Below are 20,228 nucleotides of genomic sequence, written 5' to 3' on the forward strand. Positions count from 1 at the left end.
TTTCGGCCAGACGCTCATGCCGCATTCCGCGCACCGACTATGGCGGATCAGTTGGCGGACGCGTTTCGCACGTCGGTCGGCGGAGGGACAGGCTCGACCGCGTCTACCGCGTCTGTGAACCGACAACTGATGTGCGACGTAGCCCTGCCGAGTGATGTGCGACAGGCGCCGGTCATCTAGGGGCGGCAGGTTGCCGACGACGAAGCGCCCTGCTAGGTCGAAGATGGGTGCATGGCCGCTACGACCACTGGGCGCTTGGAAGTTCGCCCGGACTACCCTCATCGGCGTGCCCGTTGATGATCTTCCGCTGCCTCCCGCGTTCGAAGCGGTTGCGGCCTGGGCTGGTGCCGGGCGGGTGGTGCGTGCTACCGAGCTGGACGTGGCGACGTGGTGGCTTCCCGCGCCGCAGAAGGCCGCTGGTCTCCTGTGGTGTACCGCTGATTGATGACCTCGTCGGTGGGTCTCATTCGACGCAGAGCCGACGATGTACCGGTTGGCAAACTCCGACGACCCGCGCTGGGTGTACGGTGCCGCGCCGGGGACCGGTGAGGTGCAAATATGGTCGTCGGACGGCAGCGCCGGATTCGTCAACTCAACGATCATCCACTGGCTGTATTCGCTGCACATGGTTGGTACCTGGCTGACCAGCTCAACCGTCATCGACCGCTGGGACGAAGACGGACAGGCCGAAGAGCAAGCGCTCGCGGAGCTTGCCGACTTATTTGAACGCATCCGGGACCTTGACCCGCCCGCGTTCGGGGACGGCGACCATACCACCCACTTCTGGCCCGGGGTGCTCGACCGGTGGCTCTACTGATCGATGCAGACATCGTCTTCCACCGCTATCACCGTGCGGAGGTGCCGCACATCAGTTGGCGGACGGGTGTCGCGCGTCAGCCGACGGGGACGGACGGACACGATCGTATCTGCGCATCTGTAAGGGCTACCCGGTCGCCGCTGTGGTGTCCCGCCAAGTCTGGTCGACAACACTGCCTCACGCCCCGACAGGCTGATTTCGCCACGCGCCAGGCAGCGTTGTAGGCCGCGATCTCGGCGACACCAGCCATTATCTGCACGAAAGCAGCCGCTGGCCGTGTGCGTCTACACGGGCCGGACCGTAGCAGCGGGGGCGAGCTGTGGCGGGTTCGCCGGCGTTCATGACCGGAGGGCACCTAACCAGGTGACGAAGGCTCCCATCCGCTCGGCAGCCCAACGCTTACGATCGGCGGATCCGTACCAGCGGCCTTCTGCTAGCTCGAAGCGCCAGCGCATCAGCAGGCTGGGCCGATAGGGCACGAGTTCGAAACCCCACTGCCTCGCGAGTGACTCGGCCTCACTGATCACGCGGTCGATCTCACCCGGCGTGAGTCTCAGCTCAGTGGTGGCGGCAGCGACCACCGCTTGCTGTCCGGCAACGCTATGCGCAGGGACGACGTCATCGCCGGACACCACGTTTCCCAGCTCCAGATGGATAATCCGCGATACGTCATCGACTGTGACCCCGGCGTCGGCACGGATGCGGCCCATCACCTGCTGCGAGAACAGGCGAATCTCTGTAGGACCGAACCGAGTCTGGCGTAGCCGGCCGATCACCACGACGAACGCGCCCTCCAGCACCGCAGCATATGCCGTCGCATCCTGCTTGGCTCGTGACTGCAGCCGGCGCGCTAACGAACGATCCCCGAGCAGCACGGCGTGCAGGAAATGCCCCTGCGGTGTGGTCAGTCCGACCGTCACGCCCGAAGCCTACGACCTACTCCGAACGGAACCTCAGCTGCGACGCTGCGTCCTCGTCTGCGCGGTTCAATCGAGCAGGAAGCCGCCGTACCAGGTGCCGGCGAGCGTGAGCTCCTGCAGATCTGATCACTATCTGGCAGCTGACCATCCGCTTCAGCACGTGGTCGCACGTCCCGCCAACGAAGCCGCTGCCCATGGGGTAGTTGCGGCAAACGGCTGCTTACCTGGCCATCCACCGGATCTCGCTGTCCGCTGTCGCCCGTGGACGACTTGATCTCACCGCAAAGTCGAGCGTCCCTAGGTGCGGTCACCGCCGGACCCGACGGTAGGACAACTCCCACGCCCACGGCGGCACGCCGGTGGTGACCACCCACCGATCCACTCCCCTGGAAGGAGACCCGTTCGATGCTGCCCGCCGCCCCCGCCGAGGTGCCGCACGACGTTACGGACGTCCTGCTGTGGCGCTTGGCCATGCGTGTCACCGCCGATCACCAACCGGACCCGCACCGCCGGGGCCGGTGCGGCAACCTGCGCTGCGTGCACGAGGTGTACCCGTGTCCACCGTTGCGGGACGCACAGCGGGCACAGGACGTTGCCCGCCGTCCCCGACGGTTCGCCTCCGGACGTGCGCGGGTTCCGGCCGTCGCCGGTGTCAGGCAAACCTTCGCCGGCTGGTTCCGCCCCACGCGCCCCGCCCCTGCGGTGAGCCGATCCGCGCCGATGCGACATCCCGTGACGGCTGCCGTACGCCTCGCTGCGTGACGGCCGGGACCTCACCACATCCATGCCCCGCCTACGAGCGAAGGAGAACCGCATGCCTGCCTCCGACGAATACCTCCGACGGCAGCAGGAGCACATCCACGACGTCGGCTGGTCGGTGACCGCTGTCGTGCCGGAGCCCGGCGACGCCGACGCCGCGTTCGCCTACACCGTCGGCCTGACCGAGCGTCATCTTCCCGAGCTGATCATCGCCGGGCTCCATCCGCTGATCGCCCACGAGTTGCTCAACGACCTGGCTCACCGCCTGCACGGTGGTATGCCGCCGCTGGTCCACGAGCAACGTCTCGGCGACCTCATCGTCGGCTACGACGTAGCGATCGTCGACGGGCTGGCCACCGAGGCGCTGCATCCGGGCACGGCCTACGCCCGATACGGCAAGGACCGCGTGCGCCTGCGGCAGATCGTGTGGCCGGACAAGCACGGGCGCTTCCCGTGGGACGACGGCTACGCCTACCCGCCACACGTCCAACCACTGCTCGCCCGCCCCTAGCCCAATTACTCGGCCTCGCAGCCGTACACGAGCACCATCCGTCGCGGGCCAGCGGGTGCTCGCTATCAACCCGCCCCACGCGCCCCGCGTGGGGCTTTGTCATGCCCGACACGAGACCACCCATCCCGTTCACCTGTCGCCGCGAGGACGGGCCGCCTGCAGCCGGTGCACGCGGCCACCACGTCCTCGCGAGCTGACGATTCTTGCTGGGAGAACACGATGCCTCCATCGCACAGCCCGCTGGTGCGGGTCTGCACCCTGTTCGGCTACGACCTCGACGAAACCGCCCTGCTGGCCGACTCGCGCGTCGCCACCACCGACATCCAGTCCGCTCGACTCTGCGCGGTCCTGATCGAGCACGTCACCGGCATTACCGATTCTCACCTGCGGTACACGATCAGCCAGGACCCCGACGACCTCGACGGAATCGTTGCCGACACCGTCACCGCGATCGGACGGGCGTGGCGGGCCATCGCGGTGCTGCTGGCCACCGCAGTCGGCCTCGGCGCTGCCCGGCAGCTCACCCCGAGCGGCAGCCGCGACGCCGACGGGGAGCCGTGGCGTCCCGCCGTGGTCCGGATCTCCGGCGCGCACGGCGGCCCGTACCCCTGCCAGATCGGGCCGCCGCGTTGGAACGGCTGGGACATGCCCCGCTTTACCCGGGACGTGGTCGCGCGTCTGATGGCCGATCTGGACGCGCAGTGGCGCCGCGACGGGTCGCTGCCCGACTTCCTGCCCGGACAGCTGCTCGCCAGCGGCGACGTGCTCCTGCTGCACGACGCGGGGGTGCGGGAGTTCGTCGGCCCGGACGACGACGACATGTTCGCTGTCGGTGCCGGCACGTGGAACTGGGAGGAGTGGCCCGACTAGCCGCCCTTACTGACGCGGCCACCGCACCGGTCGCCGGCGGTCCCAGCGAATCGCGCAGATCCGCAGCCGGCGCCAACCAATGCCCATCAGCCGCCACCACACGAACCTGCTGCCCACACCGGCGCTGCTGGGCGAACGGCGCGAGCGGCAACAGCTCCCACGTATCCGCGACGCGGTCTGTAGCTGACCGATGCCTCACTCCGGCCCCACCACCGGTAGCCCGCCACGCCCTTATCCGAGGGCCTGTCCAGCGGCGCCGACCAACGTCCCCGTTTCGGGAGGTGGCCGCGCCGGAGGCGGGGCCACCTCCTGCCCATTCCGACAGGAGGAACACTTCATGGACCCTCACCCCGCACCACCGCCCACCAGCCGCGACCAGGACGTGAGTACCGCAGCGGGTGACGGCGGTCGTGTCCCCGCCGCACCGGCCGGCGGTGTCAGAGGACCAGCGATGACGCCACCGACAGCGGGCACACCCACGCCCGGCGGGTCGGCCACGAGCAGCGGCATCAACGCGGTCAGCGGGCTGCCGCGACTGCGCGCGGGCGAGTTGCAGAACCAGGTCCTCGCCGTCCTGGCCAATGCCAGCGGTGCGATGGACGTCGGTGACATCGCCGCGGTACTGGTCGGCCGGTCCTCCGGCGCGATCGGTCAGGCCTGCGACCGGCTCACCGAACGCGGCCACGCCGACCTGCTGCCCGGCTCACCCAAGCGATACCGCATCACCCCGGCTGGGACGGCCGAACACCAGGCGCACCCGACCCCCATACCGCCAGCGCAGCCGGCTCGACCGGCCTCCGCCACCGCACCGGCAACCCCCATCCCACCACCGGCGTCGGCCACCAGCGCCACCCGCCCGGCCACCTCAACCCGTCCGACGGCGGCGTCGGTGGGGCCGCGTAAGCCGACCAGCGGGCCGGTGCGGCGCCCGAACGGGCAGCTGTACTACCCGCGGCTGCTGGCCAAACGCCCCGACGTCGACGTGCTGCGCGACCTGCGCGACGCCGACGTGCCGGTGCTGCTGTACGGGCCACCCGGCACCGGGAAAACCTCCTTGATCGAGGCCGCGTTCGGCACCGACCTGTACACGGTGCCCGGCGACGGCGACACCACCGTCGGCGACATCGTCGGGGACTACGTGCCCACCGACAGCGGCGGCTACGAGTTTGTGCCCGGCCCGCTACCGCGGGCGATGGAAGCCGGCGGGGTGCTGTTCATCGACGACGCCACCCTGATCCAGCCGAAGGTCCTCGCCGTGGTCTACCCGGCCATGGACGGCCGCCGGCAGATCATCCTCAAGGCCGCCGCCGGCCGGGTCGTCACCGCCGCCCCCGGCTTCTACATCGTCGCCGGCCACAACCCCGGCGTGCACGGCGCCGTGCTCACCGAGGCCCTCGCCTCCCGGTTCTCCACCCAGGTCAAGGTGTCCTCCGACTACGACCTGGCCGCCGCGCTCGGCGTCGACTCCCGGATGGTGCGCGCCGCGCGCAACCTCGCCACCCAGTACGACAGCGGCGAAATCGGCTGGGCACCCCAGCTACGGGAACTGCTCGCCTTCAAACGGATCACCGACGTGCTCGGCATCGACACCGCCACCGCGAACCTGATCGGCCTCGCCCCGGTCGAGGACCGCGACGTCGTCCACAAAGCCGTCGGCCAAGCCTTCGCCAAAGCCAAGATCCTGCCGCTGGCCCTCGGCCACCAGATCTAACCCAACCAACGAGGAGGGCAGCACCATGTCCCTGTCGCAGCACCTCAACGCTGACCCCGACGCCGCGTCCACACCGCTGCCGGCAGACCACGCCTGGCTGCACCTGTCCGCCGCGCTCAGCGCGCACATCCCCCCGATCGCCGGACGCGAGGACCTGCTCGTCGTCATCGAACCCGGCGCCGGCGGCGGCGCACCCGCCTGCTTCATCCGCGAACAAGCCACCATCGAAATCGACGGCACCTACCTTGGCGTCGACCCCCGCCACGTGGACCCCCACGACCCCGACGCCCGCGAACAGTACCCAGTCGCATGGGGGCTAATGGTGCACGAGGCCGCGCACTCCCAGCACACCCGCTGGGCCTTCGGGTCCGGATCCGCCCGGGTAGCCGAAGCCGCCGCGCTGCTGGAGGAATCCCGCATCGAGGCCGCCCAACTACGGCGCCGGCCCGGCGACCGCCGCTGGCTACGCGCCGCCGTCACCACAATCCTGCTCGACGACATCCCCACCACCGACGACCCGTGGGCGGCCGCCGCCAGCGCCGCGCTCGTCCTCGGCCGCGTCGACGCCGGTGTCCTCGACCCCGACGAGGCAGACCAGCTCCGCGCAGCGGTCACCCGGATCCTGCGCCTGCCCCTGCTCGGCACCCTCACCCGGCTTTGGCAGGAAGCCCACCAGGTGTCCGACGACGATACCGACGCCATGCTCGCCCTCGGTCGACGCTGGTGCCACGCCCTGGGCATCGACCCCGACACCACCCCACCCGCCCCCGCAACGAGTCAGGCCGGGCAGGGCGGTCCAGGACAGGGCGGGGGTGGTGGTTCCGCCGGTGGAGGTGTGCTGCGCAACGCCGCGACCAGCGTCGTCGGTGCCGTGGCCCGCCACGACGCCGAAGCCGCCCGCGCCGCCGCGGCTGCCGCTGCCCGCGCCCAGCAACGCGCCGCGCAGCGCCAAGCCGAAGCCAACCAGCGCGCACGATCCCAGGACGCGGCCGCCGCGGTGTTCGGCACCAGCACAGGTGCCGGCGGTGGAGGCGGCGCCAGCAGTCTCGGGTCCCCGCTGGTGCGCACACGGCCACCCGCGCCTCGGACCCGACCAGCCGACAACGACGAACGTGCCGCCGCCCGGCACCTCGCCCGCACCCTGCGGCAAGCCGCCCACCGGGAACCGACCGACACCGTCATCACCTCGACCACACCACCGGGTCGGCTCGTCACCCGCGCCGCGCTCACCGCCGACGCCCAACGCGCCGCCGGGCAGCTGCCCACCTCCCAGCCGTGGCGGCGCACCGAACGCCGCCGAACACCCCAGCCACCGATCCACGTCGGCATCGTCGCCGACGTCTCCCCGTCCGTGGACGCGTTCGCCGGACCGATCGCCTCCGCGGCGTGGATCACCGCTCAAGCCGCCGCCTGGGCCGGCGGCACCAGTGCCACCGTCACCTTCGGCCAGTACGTCACCGCCGTCACCCACCCCGGACAGCCACCGGCAAAGGTTCGCCTGTTCGCCCGGGAAGGCCACACCCAGGGCTTCCCTCTCGCCGTCGACGCTCTCGACGCCGCCCTCGGGCTGGCCGATCCACGCGCCGGAGCACGGCTACTCGTCGTGGTCAGCGACGGCGAGTTCACCAGCAGCGAGCTGATCGACGGTCAGGCCCGCCTGGACCGACTCGTCCGCGCCGGCTGCGGACTGCTCTGGCTCGGCCCACCCGACGCCCGACCACTCGCCGGCGCCCACGCCACCGTCCTCGGCAACCCCGCCGACGCCGGACGACTCATCGCCCGCGCGGCTGCCACCGCGCTGCGCACCGCCTGACCGCGACAGGGTAGACACCGCCCCGCTTTCGCGCTCGCGGGGCGGTGTCGAACCGACTGTGTGACATGCCGTCGGACGAGCGACACCAGACCGGTTCCCAGCTGCCCGAGGATGAGGCCGCTGTCCGCTACGTTGCGCGTCGGCCGCAGCCGTCCGGCGTTGATCCCGAGGGGAGTACCGCGGCTGAGGTGACCGGGTCAGAACGTGTCGGGGTAGCCAAAGTCGTAGCGTGGGGACATGGAGGAGGTCCAGGTGGTGCCGTCGAATCGGTCGCAGAGGGCTTGGCTTCCGTCGCCGACGCGTCGGCAGTAGGAGATGGTGCCGTCGGTGTTGGTGAGCCAGGCTCGGTCGGTGGCGTATCCCCAGTCGTTGGCGGGGGCGTAGCGGTTGGTGATCCATCCGGTGCTGGTCCAGATGTTGCAGACCAGCGACTGGGAGGACTGGTCGCCGGCACGGCCGCAGACGGCGGGTCCGTCCTTGGTGCTCAGGTAGGCGCGGTTTTCGGGGTAGGCCAGGTCGGCGCGGGGTGAGGTGGCCGAAGTCCAGGTAGTGCCGTCGAAGCGGTCGCAGCGGGCTTGGTCTCCCGCGTTGACGCGGCGGCAGTAGGAGATGGTGCCGTCGGCGTTGACCAACCAGGCGCGGTCGGTGGCGTATCCCCAGTCTCCCTTTGGCGAGGACGACGAGATCCATCCGGTGGGACGCCAGATGCTGCAGACCAGCGACTGGAAGGACTGATCACCAGCGCGACCACAGACCGCCGGACCCAAACCCGAAGCGAGGTACGTACGGTTGTCGGGGTAGGCGAGGTCGTAGCGTGGGGACATGGAGGAGGTCCAGGTGGTGCCGTCGAATCGGTCGCAGAGGGCTTGGCTTCCGTCGCCGACGCGTCGGCAGTAGGAGATGGTGCCGTCGGTGTTGGTGAGCCAGGCTCGGTCGGTGGCGTATCCCCAGTCGTTGGCGGGGGCGTAGCGGTTGGTGATCCATCCGGTGCTGGTCCAGATGTTGCAGACCAGCGACTGGGAGGACTGGTCGCCGGCACGGCCGCAGACGGCGGGTCCGTCCTTGGTGCTCAGGTAGGCGCGGTTTTCGGGGTAGGCCAGGTCGGCGCGGGGTGAGGTGGCCGAAGTCCAGGTAGTGCCGTCGAAGCGGTCGCAGCGGGCTTGGTCTCCCGCGTTGACGCGGCGGCAGTAGGAGATGGTGCCGTCGGCGTTGACCAACCAGGCGCGGTCGGTGGCGTATCCCCAGTCTCCCTTTGGCGAGGACGACGAGATCCATCCGGTGGGACGCCAGATGCTGCAGACCAGCGACTGGAAGGACTGATCACCAGCGCGACCACAGACCGCCGGACCCAAACCCGAAGCAAGGTATGCCCGGTCGCCCGCGTTGCCGGTGGTCTGCACATACTGGCTCGGACCGGCGGTGGCGCCGGAGCCGTTGCGAGCCACGATCGTGTAGCTGTATGCCTGCTTCGGCGATACCTGGGTGTCGAGGAAGCCCGCACCGGCAACGGTGGCCAGGTGCACGCCGTTGCGCATCACCTGGTATTCGCTCGCGCCCGTAGCTGCAGGCCACTGCAGGTTCACCCGGCTGCCGTGAGCCAGCGCTCGTGGCATGCCGGGCGCGCTGGGCTGTCCGGGTGAGACGGCGACGTCGCGTACATGGATGAATTCAGCGGACAGGAAGGTGGTGCCGCCGCGGTCGAGGCGCCTGCGTGACGAGTAGCCCGAAGTGTCGGTGAGGTAGGAGTCTTCGCTGATCTCGATGTAGCTCGGCGTCACGACCTCGACGTACGCGACGTGTCCGAAGCTGCCGGTGTCCCATTGGGCGATCGAGCCCACGGCAGGCGTGGTGTCAACCCGCACGCCCGCTGCTCGTGCCTTCTCATCCCATTGATTGCCATTGCCGATCGGCGCCCAGGGTTGCGCCGCCCCATTAGCCCTCAGCCGGTAGGCCGCGTAGCTGACGCAGTTGTGCCCGGGGCCCCAGGAAGCCCAAACCGACTGTCCCGCGTAGCCGGTGCCAGCCAAACAGCTGTAGTCAGCGGACCTGCAGAGCAACGTCTCGCCAGAGGCCGCCGATGCGCCTACCGGTGCGGCGGTCACCATCAGCGTGGTGAGCAAGACCACCGCGAGGCCTCGGCGTATCAGGAAGAGACAGCGCCGCGCACGTGCTACCAGCACGAGCAGCACGTTGGTCCCCTGCGCATAGCTCATGCCACTTCCTCCGATCACATAACTCCATGTACCCAAACAGCTCCACAACGTATAGGAGCCAGTCGGAACCTGGATAGCCCAAGTGGACGTCAAGTTGTGGAGTGGAAGGAAGCCGACACCGGCTCTGAGCCGACTTATCGGAGCCGCCGACAGTCGTCCGTTCCGACTCCAATTCGGAGTGGCGCTCGTATCGCCTCCCAGTGGGTCAGGTCAGTAGGGATCGGTCATGATCGCCATCGATGACGGTGACGGTGACTGCTGAACTGGCTGCGTCGCCGGGGGCAGGCGACGGCGGGACAAGACACTGCCACAAATCGTCCTTCGGGCCCTCAGCTAGGTGAGGTTCCTTCGCCGACTCCGGACCACCCTCCGAACGAAACTTCCCGCGCTAGATAGCTACTGTCGACGGGACGCGCGTGATCGACGGAAGCCGGGGGGTAGGTTGCGACGTACGGTTCGCTCCGTCCGACCGATCCGGCGTGCGATTTCGTCGTACGCCATTTGCGGATCGAGGCCGAGCCAGTAGGCCACGGCGGCGGCTGTCGCGCCAGGTGACTGTGACGACTTTTCGTGAATGCCCGGTCCCGACGTCTTGCCGGCTCCATCGGTGCTGCTTCCTCGGGCGGTTGGCGGGCTGTGGTCGGTGGAGGCCAAGCCATCCAGACCCAGGTGGGACTGCTGCGCTTGCTCTAGGTCTGGGTTTTCTGGAGCGTGCGCGTCTGCCAGCTCGGCGGGGCGATCGAGGTCGGCGGGGTAGCTGTTGGTGTGCTGGCCTCTGGGCTCGGCGACGGATGCCTCGGCCGCCGCGCGCGACGTCGGCTCAACATATTGAATCCCTGGCGGCTCGTCGCTGGGCGGAATCGGCTGCCGGCCGGAATTGGTGTCCTTGGGCTGTAGGCGCTTCTGGTCGAGGCGTTCCTGCTTGCGTCGTTCGGCTCCGGCGGCGATGCGGGCTGGGGTGAAGTCGGCGGCGATGAGGGTGGTGAGGCCGTCGTAGTCGGCGGTGTCGGCCAGGCGGGCGGCGATCTCGTCGAGGTTGTAGACGTGGACGGCGATCGCGGCCGTGGCCGGATCGACCGCGGACCTGATCTTGCGGTGGAGAACTCTTGCGATCGCGGTCTGTCGCCGTTCGCAGCGCACTGCGTTCCGTGCCGCATCGAGGGATCCGTAGAGGCCGAGCCGGGGGTCTGCCTTGGCCATGGTGCGGGCCCGGTGGGTGATGAGGGGGTGGTGTAGCCAGTGGCCGAGGAGTTCGTAGGCCGGGGCGGTGGCGGGTAGCGCGCCGGTGGCGCGGAGGCGGTCGCGTCGTCCGTTCTCGACGTGCATCAGCCAGACGAGGTAGCCCAGGGCGGACATGCCGGCGAAGAAGCCGCCGAGGAGGTGGTTGTCGTGGGCCAGCCAGTTGAAGGCGACGGCGCCGGCGGCGATGGCGGCCGACAGGATGCGGGAGGCGATCGCTCGTTCGCCGAGGCGGCGGCGTACGTCGGCGTTGGTCATCACGACGATGCCGCCGAGTTCCAGGGCGCCGACGGCGGGGATCGCGATGAGGGGGTGGATGTCGAGTTTCTGTGTCGCGGCGGTGACCTGTCCGGCGAGTGCCACGAGGAGCACGACGACGTAGAAGAGCGTGCGCATCTGCGCGGCGCGGTGGACGGCCCGGTTCAGCTGCGTGTCGGTATGCTCGCCGACGGGCTGACCGGCTCGGATCGGGCTGTGTTCGGCGGGGAGATGGCTGGGCGAGGCAGCGGGATGCCAGGTGGTGCCGTTGGTGCGGCCCGTGACCGCGGGTGTGGCGGTCATGAGGGGCCCTTGTCATCGCCGTTGGCGGGTTGGCTGCGCTGCGGCTGGTTGAGCAGGGTTCGGGCGATGGCGGTGGTGTCGTCGCTGACCGTGGTGTCGATGTCGTTGAGGGCGCGGGCGAGTTGGCGGTGCAGGTCGCGGATGGCGGTGGGGTTGCCGAGTGCCGCGTGGGCGCGCATGGCCGCCTGGTACAGGGCTTCGGTGTGCGGGTGGTGGCCGATGGCGGTGGTGAGCACGGCGAGCGCTTCGCCGGGTTGGTCGTGGAGGGCGTCGGCCAGGGCGAGGGCGGCGTCGACGGCTTGGCGTTGCACGGCTTCTCGGTACGGTTCGATCCATTCGTAGTCTTTGCCGTTGGCGAGTGGGCCTTGGTAGGTGGTGACGGCGCGGCGGAGGGCGGCGATGCGGGCGGTGGGGGTGGTGGCGCGGTTGGCCTCGTCGAGGGCGTCGCTCATGCGCCACAGGTCCACGTCGAGGGTGTCGCGGTGCAGGATGTAGCGGCGGCCGGGGTGGGTCAGGTAGGTGGCGGGGCCGCCGGTGCTGGCGAGGACGCGGCGCAGGTTGTAGACGTAGGTGTGCAGCCGGTGTGGTGCTTTGCTGGTCGCGGCGTCGGGTAGCAGGTCTTCCAGGATGGTTTCCTGGCTTGCCACACCGTGGCGGGCGGCCAGGTAGGTGAGCAGTTCGCGGGCTTTGCCGCGCAGCGGCAGTGTGGTGGCCATGTCGACGATGCGGGCGTCGCCGAGGACCTGGACCCGGACTCGACCGGTGGCCGCTGCGTCGTCTTGAGCGGCATCGGCATCGTCGGCTTCAGGCTGGTCTTGAGGGATTGGTGGTTGGGTCGCCTCTTGTGGTGTGGCTGGTTCGTCTGCGGTGGGAGCGGGTTGCGGATGCGGTTCGCCGGGCCCGGGCTGCAGGTCGCCCGCGTGGTGGGGTGTGCTGTCGCGGTTGTCGGTGACTGCCGGGCCGGGTGGGATGTCGACGGTTGGGTGTGCGTCGTCCGCTGGTGGCGGGGTGTGGCCGGTGTGGGATTCGGCGAGGACCCTCAGCAGGTCGGTGGCTTCGGTCGGGTCGATGACGGTGAGGCGTCCGATGTCGGAGGGGTGGTGGCTGTGTCGGTGGGCGGTGCCGTCGGCGGGGCTGGCGGATCCGTCGCGGGCGACGACGACGGTGTCGCCGTCGGGCCAGGCGCCGAGCAGGACGCCGTGGATGTCGAGCCGCTGTCCCTGGGTGAGCAGCGCGGCGATACGGGCCCGCTCATACGCGGCGGTGGCATCGGCGATGAGCACCATCGGTGCCAAAGGTCCGGCCTGCGGGTTCAGCTCGTGGAGGCTGGCGGTGGTATCGACTTCGGCGTCGAAGCACAACCGGGTGCGGTGCAGGGTCTGCTCTTCTAGCAGCGTCAGAGCGTCGGTGAGCCCGTCGGTGACGGTCAGCCGCGGCGTGTCCGGCAGGACGACGGCCTCGGTGGTGCCCCACAGGGCGGTGAGGGTGCTGGAGGGGATGACGACCTGGCCGCCGCGCCCGCGGGCGTCGTTCATCCCGCCTGCGGCGAGGGCCGATACCAGGAAACCGCGGGCTGCGGCGTGGGCGCCAGGACCGGTCAGTCCAAGCCCGGCGGGTGGCCACACCTCGATCATCGGACCGTCGAGCGCCGGCGTAAGTGGTCGTGCCACGCCTGTCGGCACGCTATCGGCTTCGTCGTCGGCGCTCACGTCCTGGTCGGCGACGAGTTCGTGTGGGGTGTCGGACGCTGGCGGGCGCAGGCTGCGGCGGATCCGGGCGACCAGTTTCGGCATCGGGGCGAGGCTCGGGTCGTTGATGCGCAGCTGCGGCGTGGGGGGTTGGGGGGTGTAGCGGCGACGGCGCTGTGCCCAGACGAAGACGACGGCCGCGAGGATCGCCGTGACGAGCCCGAGGTCAAGCCAGCTCCCCGTGCCGAGTAGAACACCCGGCGGTTCCGCCTGAGGGTGAGGACGCTGCTGTTCGTCGCCGCTGTCGGGGCTGGTCGTCGGGGTTGTGGGGATCGGTGAGGGTTCCGTCGGTGCGGCGGGTTCGGTGGCCGGTGCGGAAGGTTCCACCACGCCGTCGTCATCGTCCTGCTGCCCGGGTGGAGCCGGTTCGGCCGTCGGGGTCTCGAACGGGGTCGCCGTTGGCAGCGGCTGGGCGGGGGCAGGTCGTTCGGGCTCTGCCGGACTGGGGTCGGCGGGCGGTGGGGTGGGGGATGGTGTGCTGGCCGGTGGGGTGGCGTCGTCGGGCAGCGTCAGCAGCCAGCCGGGGTAGATCAGGTCCGGGTTTGTGAGCGTGCCGCCGACGTCGGGGAAATGAGTGCCCCGGTTGAGGGCGAAGATCTCGGGCCACCGGTCAGGATCACCAAGCCACTGTGCGGCGATGTCCGACAACGTGTCGCCACGTTCCACCCGGCAGGTAGCGGGCTGTTCGGACGAGACGCTGGTGGTGTGTGCCGCCGGCCGGTGTCCCTGCTCCGGCCGCCCGGTGTCAGTGCCAGCCCGAAGACGTTGATCCGCAGAGTCGTGTACTGCCGCATCGAGCACGCTGGGGGCGGCGGCTCGGCCCATCTCGATAGTGCTGGACGGTTGGTGCGGGCCAAGCACCGGCCGGGCTGTGTCGTCGCCGTGAGGTAGCGCGGGGAACGCGTCGGCCGTGGAGCCGGTGTGCGCGGCGGCGGGTAGGGCGGACGAGGTCACGGCGGTGGCGCCCAGCACCGCCGCCGCGAGACCCTGCAACGGCCCGGGTAGGCGCAGCGCGAGCCGCCACCGCATACGTGCCCGCAGCTGCCGGTCCAAGCCGTGGGCAACGCTGGTGGCGAGCAAAGTCCACAGCAGCCACGCGCAGGTCTGCAGCAGCGTGGTGAGGAAGCCGGTAGTGAGCGGCTGCTGCAGCCATGCCCTCATCTGCTCCGGTGACGGTGTGGTCGGGCGCAACCAGCCTGCCCGGTAGGCCAGGACGAGTGGTGCTGCCGCGAGGACGACCGCGACCACGGTGGCGGCCGAGACCGGTGGTTTCGCCATGCCCTGCCTCCGTCCCCAGATCCATGCCAATCGGCTGGTGTGGTCTCACCGACCGTAGGAGCAGGCAGGGTCGCCGATGCCGCATCGGCGGCTTACAGCACCTCACAGCACCTAACACGACCTCACAACCCCAGGTCAGGCAGCTACACAGCAGGACGCAGCACCGATCAGCCGGCAGGCGTATCGGGCTCGACGACGCAGAGAATGGTGTCGGTGTACAGATCCGACTCCAGAGGTTAGATACGGCTGCAAGTGCAACCCCGACGCCAAGGTCGATTTGCGCCCGGCGAGTCGCTGCCCACTCTGGCGACGGTCCAAGTCGGTAACGTTGCGTTACGGGATGTTGCTGAATCGCCCGTCCTCTTGGCATGCGGATCTGCCGATGATAGTGCGTGGCCATCTCGCTGCGTTGCTACCCGCGGCGGCTCCTGCACTGTAAGCTGCCACAGCTAGCCGCCCAGCTCACAGTAGGTTGCAAAGTGTGGGATTTCGCTGTTGAGGGAGTTCCCGTCTCGGCGCAGACAAGAAAGCCATCGCGCAAGGCGAAGTGGACTAAGGCCGTACGGGAGCGCTCGGCCAATCTCGTGGGCGATCAATTCCCGCTAGATTGCCCCGTGGCGGTCGGAGTGACCTACTTCTACGATGTGGACCGCTGGGATAACAGGCCCGGCGAGAGGCTTGACGTTGACAATTGCCTTAAGCCAATCGTGGATGGTCTTTTGCCCGGCATTATTGTCGATGACCAGTTGGTGCAGGACGTTTCGGGCTCCCGGCGCCCCCTGGATCCGAACCTTCGCTTTATCAATCCCTCGGAAGCTCTGGTCGATGCTTTGGCTTGGCAACAGCCATTCGTTCTTATTAGAATCGGTTTTCCGGTCGAGGAGAGGAACATCCTGTGGGTCGGCCTTTGATGAGAGAAGAAATTCGAAAAAGGATTGGGAAGATTCCCGAAGGGTTTGACTTTCACTTCGAGCCTAGCGCAGACATGCTGCCAGCCCCTCTTGGCTCGTTGCGCTTGGATGCGGTCGTGACCGACGGCCGAACTGGCGTTGTTTATGAGATCGCTGTTGGGCGGCACAGCCTGCAAGACGAACGAAAGGTGGAAAAGCTTCGCCTGCTGCGCAACGCCATTAAGAAGATTCCTGGATGGAGTTTCGAGCTCATCATCCTCCCTGAGCCATCTCCCGAGCTTCTTCCGCTGCCGGAGATTGAGCGTCGCGTGGATGAAATCGAGACTTTCCTGGCATTGGTTGCGGAGTATCCAAACAATGACGCCTTGCTTGGCGGTATGTTCTTAGCAGGATTTGCGGCACTTGAGTCCTGCGTGGCAATGCTCGCTTCTCGCAGCGACATCGATTACCGCCCTTTGGCGGCGAGCCTCGGTGCAGCGTTGACAGAGGAAGGAGTGTTAAGCCAGGAACAGCTTAATCAGATTCGAGCGCACCAGGATATGAGAAATAGGCTTGCTCACGGTGTGCGTGACACTCGCGCCACGAAGAATGACGTCATCGAACTCATCGGGCTCATTAGAGAGTTGCGGTGCTTACTTCCCGCAGAAGAAGGCACGGGCTGATGGTTTTGCTTCGCTCTGCCCAGCTGCGCCGGGTCCCGGCGGCAGTTAACCCGCCCGATCCGCCGAGCGCACCTGTCGTAGCGTCACCCGCTCGACTGCGGCAGGACGGGCTGTGAAGAAAATCGGCCCCCGATTCTCATCCTTCGAGGCGGCCCGCGGTAGGCCATGAAATCTAAGAGCAAGTTAGCTGTTCTAGTACGGCAGCCGCCGTTTGAGATGTCGCTGGTGGGGCCGGGTAGACGAGGTGCGGCCACCGCGTGATCGTCTGTCTGCTGTGGACATAACTTCAGATCTGGCGGTGGCCGCGTGCCACAGCGTAAACCCTGCCCGGTGGCGGCGGGTTCTGGCCGGGGTGTGTGATGCGTTCGCGGGTCGGTTCGGGCGGGTCGAGCCGCGGCGGGCTGCGGCGGCGTTCGTGACCGGGCTGCTGGCGGATATCGAGGTCAAGACGTGCTGGCAGTTGGCGGAGCAGGCCGGGCATGCGCGGCCGGATGCGATGCAGAGGTTGTTGTATCGGGCGGTGTGGGATGCCGACGCCGTCCGCGACGATCTGCGTGACGTGGTCGTGGCCCGGTTCGGTGACTCGGACGCGGTGCTGGTCGTTGACGAGACCGGGGATCTGAAGAAGGGCACGCATACGGTTGGGGTGCAACGCCAGTACACCGGCACCGCCGGCCGGATCGAGAACGCGCAGGTAGGGGTGTTCTGTGGCTACGCCAGCCGGCATGGGCACACACTGATCGACCGCCGGGTCTACCTGCCGGTGTCGTGGACCGATGACCGGGACAGATGCCAGGCCGCCGGAGTTCCCGACGAGGTCGTCTTCGCCACGAAGTCCGAGCTGGCCGCCGACATGATCACCGCTGCCCTCGACGCCGGCGTCCCGGCCGGGTGGGCGGCTGCGGACGAGGCCTACGGCAACAGCAGCGCCTTCCGCGCTCACCTGCGCGAACACGGCCTGGGCTATGTCCTGGCCGTGTCCCGCAGCCACCTCGTCCCCCTCGACGGCGGCAAGACCCGCCTGCGGGCTGACCGGGTCGCCGCCGACCTGCCCGCCTCGGCGTGGCAGCGCCGCAGCGCAGGCGCCGGATCCAAGGGCCCACGCTTCTACGACTGGGCCTGGCTGGATGACGTGTGCACCGATGCCGACCCCGACGACGGCGGCCACCACAGCCTCCTGATCCGCCGCAACACCACCACCGGTGAACTGGCCTTCTACCGCTGCTGGACACCCAGACCGGCCACCCTCGCCCAGCTCGTGAGGGTCGCCGGCATCCGCTGGACGGTCGAGGAAAGCTTCCAAGCCGCCAAGGGCCAGGTCGGCCTCGACCAACACCAAGTCCGCCGCTGGGACTCCTGGCACCGCTTCACCACCCTCGCCCTGGCCGCCCTCGCCGTCTTGGCGATCTGCGCCGCCGAAGCCGACGATGATTCCACCGACACCGGTCTGATCAAGCTGACCGTCAACGAGACCCGCCGGCTGATCAACACCCTCGTACTCCGCCCGATCCGCGACCTCGCCCACCGTCTGCGCTGGTCAGACTGGCGCCGCCGCCATCAAGCCCGAGCCCGCCAAGCCCACTACACCCGACGCCTCAACCTCGAACTCCAGCCATGATCCCGAACGGCGGCTGCCGTACTAGCTCTGGGCCCTGTCGCGCCGATCGCCTGTAGCTGCGTTGCCTCGTCGTACGCAGCCCTCGCCTCTCCGCTGGTCACGACGCCGGGTCGACCGCCCGCTGGCGGTCATGGTGCGCCCGCACCGCTTCTCCCATCTCGATGAACTGCGCGACGTCTGGCAGTTCCAGCGTGCCCAGGCGTGCAGGGCGGTGTGCAGGCAGCCAGTCAGGCAACTCGTCGTCCGGGTGCAGGATCACTAACTCCTCGGCCGACATCCAGGTGTTGATCGCGAATGACCGGTAGTACTGCGTCGTCGGCGCCGAGACACCCGTCGTACCGGACAAAATCCTCGGGAAGATCACCAGACCAGTTCTCCGGTCCAGCGCAATCGACACCATATCCGCAGTGAGCAGACCAATGCCCGGGTCGTCGTCCGACCGGCGCCACAGACACACAGGCTGATCGGACGTAAAAAGCCGCCGCCGCTGGAACGTCACCACCTGCCACTGCGCCTGGGCGTACTCCGCCGCCACCTTCGACACGGTCTGGAACATCGTCCGCAGATGATTGCGCCGCGCCGTCGGCGGGTCCGACAGCTCGCCCCGGACCACCACCCGTTCCCACAGGGCGTCGACTGCAGCAGGGTCATCGAGGCCGAGCTGCGACGCCATGCGCTGCTTACCGCCAAGCGCCAGGTCCGCGCGCAGCATCACCTTCTGCAGCCCTACCGAGTCCGCCCGCTTGCCACGCCCGCGCAAGTACTGCAGCACCACCCACGACGCCACCGCATATCGCTGTTCGGCCGACAACTCACCGTGCCCTGCGAGCAGCCGAAGCGGCTCCGCCGCCGCGTACTCCACCTGCCCAATCAGCTGCTCAGCGAGACCTTCGCGGTCAGCGTCGAGCCAGTCGACCTTATAGAAGTCCGCCTCCACCGCGACGTTCTTGATCCCGGCCACAAACGTGCGAGGCGTCGCACCGAACCGGACGACCTTTACGCGCTCAGCCGCATCCGCAAAGCCTCGGAGGTAGAACTGCGGAACCTGGTGATGTCGTCGTGCCTGCCCCATGCCCCCTCCAATACCGGCAGACCACGCTACCGGACACCAAACCGCTCTCCGCGAAGTTCCCGAGGTGCGTCGTCCGCGATCATCTATCCGTCGCTCGCAGCACTCACCTGCCGCGAGTCGCGTGCGGCTCTCTTGGTCGTCGATCGCGTTTCCACGTCCGGCTCGACACCGCCGACACGGGTCTGCCCCAGTTCTTTCCGCTGTCGGCGCTGATTTGGGCGTTGTCCTTACCTCGCCCAGGCGTTGCTACCACTGCAGGGTCTGTCGCTGCACGAAGCGGCTGGTGATCTCCATCAGCCGCGCCGGGACGGTGTTGGCGCCCCGGCGCAGATAGAACTCGGGCTTCTCCCGGTTGTATGCATGCCAGCCGGTCCCGACGGGGACCTCGACCAGCAGCACCGTTTTGCCGTCCACCGACACCGGGCGCACGGTCGCCTCTGGGTCCGGATCGATGTTGCTGCGGATCATGTTGTGCAGCGCGAGCATGAGCTCGTCCAGCTTCGTCGCGTCAACGCCGACGATTTGGCTGTCGTCGGTCACCCCGATCAGCACGGTTCCGCCCTCGCCGGAGGCGAACGCGGCCACCGTTTTGAGCATTTTTCTCCTGTGCTCGCTGACGGGTAGCTGCTCCTTGAACTCGACGTACTGCGATTCGCCGCCGGCGATCAGCACGCTCGCGTCAGCGCCGGGCAGGTCCCAGATGACCGAACTGTCGGTGTCGCCGCCGGGCCCAGGCGCGGGGAAGTAGCGGAAGTCCAGCCAGTCGTCGTCGGAGCGCAACATCACTATGGTGGCAGGCGCGAGGCCTCGCGGCAGCCGGAACCGGAGGCGCCCGGTCGTGCCGACCGGGCGGATCTGCCGGTTCTCCGGGGTGGCCAGCTCCACTTGTGCTCCGGCGAGCTCGGTTCCCTTCACGTGCACGGTCAGCGCGTCGGGGGCGATGGTGAGACGGTCGAGCCAGCCGCGGCGGTCAGCTCGGACGATGCGCCACAGCATGTGCGTGGGCCGGGGACCGTTCTCGACGGTGGTCTTGTAGAAGAAGGCGTTGAATGCCGCTTCGGTGTTGAGGAAGCTCGGCCCGTCGCCGACCAGCACCTTCCGCGGCCGCGTCGGGACCTGCGTCGTCGGGCTGAGCTGCCATTCGGTGCGTGGCCACGGCAACACCGCGTTGTTGTAGCGCACCTGACTGGCGATCCGCTGGAAGCTGCCGCTGTCTTGTACGGCCGGGGCAGACACCGTTAGTTCGGCGACTTGCTGCGACATGCCCCGCACCAGGTCGGCGGCCAAGGGCCCGGGCAGGCGGCGCTCAACGAAAGCGTCCTCGCCGTATGTCCAGTTACGCTCGCGGAGAGGGCTGTCGGCGTCGATGAGTACCTCGCCGTAGCCGATCCTCCAGGCATCCTTCTCGCCGTATAGGGCCAGTCGGACGTCAACGTCGTTGCTTTGCTCGATCATGCCGGTCAACTCGTCAACCGGCGTCATGCCGTTCTCCATGGCCGGCACCACCCTCCGCGTCGCCGTCGTC

At 68.5% G+C, this 20,228-nt stretch carries 14 protein-coding genes; 8 read left to right on the forward strand and 6 right to left on the reverse strand.

What is annotated here, in order from left to right; translation table 11 throughout:
- The first annotated feature begins 493 nt into the window (after positions 1-493).
- Entirely contained in the window at positions 494-817 is a 324-nt protein-coding gene (locus O7597_RS10710; protein WP_281582633.1) for an SUKH-4 family immunity protein, read from the forward strand.
- Between the two features lie 338 nt (positions 818-1,155).
- On the opposite strand, the gene O7597_RS10715 is transcribed toward O7597_RS10710, so the two are convergent.
- A complete protein-coding gene (locus O7597_RS10715) occupies positions 1,156-1,737 on the reverse strand; it encodes a hypothetical protein (protein WP_281582634.1) in 582 nt (193 codons plus the stop codon).
- Positions 1,738-2,551: 814 nt separating this feature from the next.
- Here O7597_RS10715 and O7597_RS10720 point away from each other — a divergent pair.
- From O7597_RS10720 to O7597_RS10735, 4 genes are all read left to right on the forward strand, one after another.
- Complete coding sequence (locus O7597_RS10720) at positions 2,552-3,007, forward strand: DUF4262 domain-containing protein (RefSeq protein WP_281582635.1); 456 nt, start codon at positions 2,552-2,554, stop codon at positions 3,005-3,007.
- Positions 3,008-3,226: 219 nt separating this feature from the next.
- Positions 3,227-3,877: a hypothetical protein gene (locus O7597_RS10725; protein ID WP_281582636.1), complete on the forward strand. Its 651-nt coding sequence runs from the start codon at positions 3,227-3,229 to the stop codon at positions 3,875-3,877.
- Positions 3,878-4,328: 451 nt separating this feature from the next.
- Positions 4,329-5,588, forward strand: coding sequence for an AAA family ATPase (locus O7597_RS10730; protein WP_281582637.1), 1,260 nt, complete (start codon positions 4,329-4,331; stop codon positions 5,586-5,588).
- A 25-nt stretch (positions 5,589-5,613) separates the two neighbouring features.
- Positions 5,614-7,401 (forward strand): hypothetical protein, encoded by a 1,788-nt coding sequence (locus O7597_RS10735; RefSeq protein WP_281582638.1) that lies wholly within the window; start codon positions 5,614-5,616, stop codon positions 7,399-7,401.
- 197 nt (positions 7,402-7,598) lie between these two features.
- Here O7597_RS10735 and O7597_RS10740 read toward each other — a convergent pair whose 3' ends face one another.
- The 3 genes from O7597_RS10740 to O7597_RS10750 all read right to left on the reverse strand — a co-directional run bounded on the left by O7597_RS10740 (position 7,599) and on the right by O7597_RS10750 (position 14,440).
- Positions 7,599-9,614 carry a CHAP domain-containing protein gene (locus O7597_RS10740; protein ID WP_281582639.1) on the reverse strand — a complete coding sequence of 672 codons (2,016 nt, stop codon included), beginning with the start codon at positions 9,612-9,614 and terminating at the stop codon, positions 7,599-7,601.
- 396 nt (positions 9,615-10,010) lie between these two features.
- Complete coding sequence (locus O7597_RS10745) at positions 10,011-11,414, reverse strand: hypothetical protein (RefSeq protein ID WP_281582640.1); 1,404 nt, start codon at positions 11,412-11,414, stop codon at positions 10,011-10,013.
- Complete coding sequence (locus O7597_RS10750; protein WP_281582641.1) at positions 11,411-14,440, reverse strand: BTAD domain-containing putative transcriptional regulator; 3,030 nt, start codon at positions 14,438-14,440, stop codon at positions 11,411-11,413. The genes O7597_RS10745 and O7597_RS10750 overlap by 4 nt, the downstream gene beginning before the upstream one ends.
- Before the next feature lie 392 nt (positions 14,441-14,832).
- Between O7597_RS10750 and O7597_RS10755 the strand changes: the two genes are divergently transcribed.
- The 3 genes from O7597_RS10755 to O7597_RS10765 all read left to right on the forward strand — a co-directional run bounded on the left by O7597_RS10755 (position 14,833) and on the right by O7597_RS10765 (position 17,631).
- The gene (locus O7597_RS10755) at positions 14,833-15,351 is read left to right on the forward strand and encodes a RusA family crossover junction endodeoxyribonuclease (protein ID WP_281582642.1); all 519 of its coding nucleotides are present in this window, start codon (positions 14,833-14,835) and stop codon (positions 15,349-15,351) included.
- A complete protein-coding gene (locus tag O7597_RS10760) occupies positions 15,351-16,013 on the forward strand; it encodes a hypothetical protein (protein WP_281582643.1) in 663 nt (220 codons plus the stop codon). Before O7597_RS10755 ends, O7597_RS10760 begins: the two co-directional genes overlap by 1 nt.
- Positions 16,014-16,356: 343 nt before the next feature.
- Positions 16,357-17,631 carry an IS701 family transposase gene (locus tag O7597_RS10765; RefSeq protein ID WP_281583232.1) on the forward strand — a complete coding sequence of 425 codons (1,275 nt, stop codon included), beginning with the start codon at positions 16,357-16,359 and terminating at the stop codon, positions 17,629-17,631.
- 97 nt (positions 17,632-17,728) lie between these two features.
- Here O7597_RS10765 and O7597_RS10770 read toward each other — a convergent pair whose 3' ends face one another.
- Complete coding sequence (locus O7597_RS10770; RefSeq protein ID WP_281582644.1) at positions 17,729-18,703, reverse strand: DUF4238 domain-containing protein; 975 nt, start codon at positions 18,701-18,703, stop codon at positions 17,729-17,731.
- A gap of 246 nt (positions 18,704-18,949) precedes the next feature.
- Entirely contained in the window at positions 18,950-20,197 is a 1,248-nt protein-coding gene (locus tag O7597_RS10775) for an ATP-binding protein (protein WP_281582645.1), read from the reverse strand.
- Positions 20,198-20,228 lie beyond the last annotated feature (31 nt).

Source organism: Verrucosispora sp. WMMC514, assembly GCF_027497295.1.
GTDB lineage: Bacteria > Actinomycetota > Actinomycetes > Mycobacteriales > Micromonosporaceae > Micromonospora > Micromonospora palythoicola.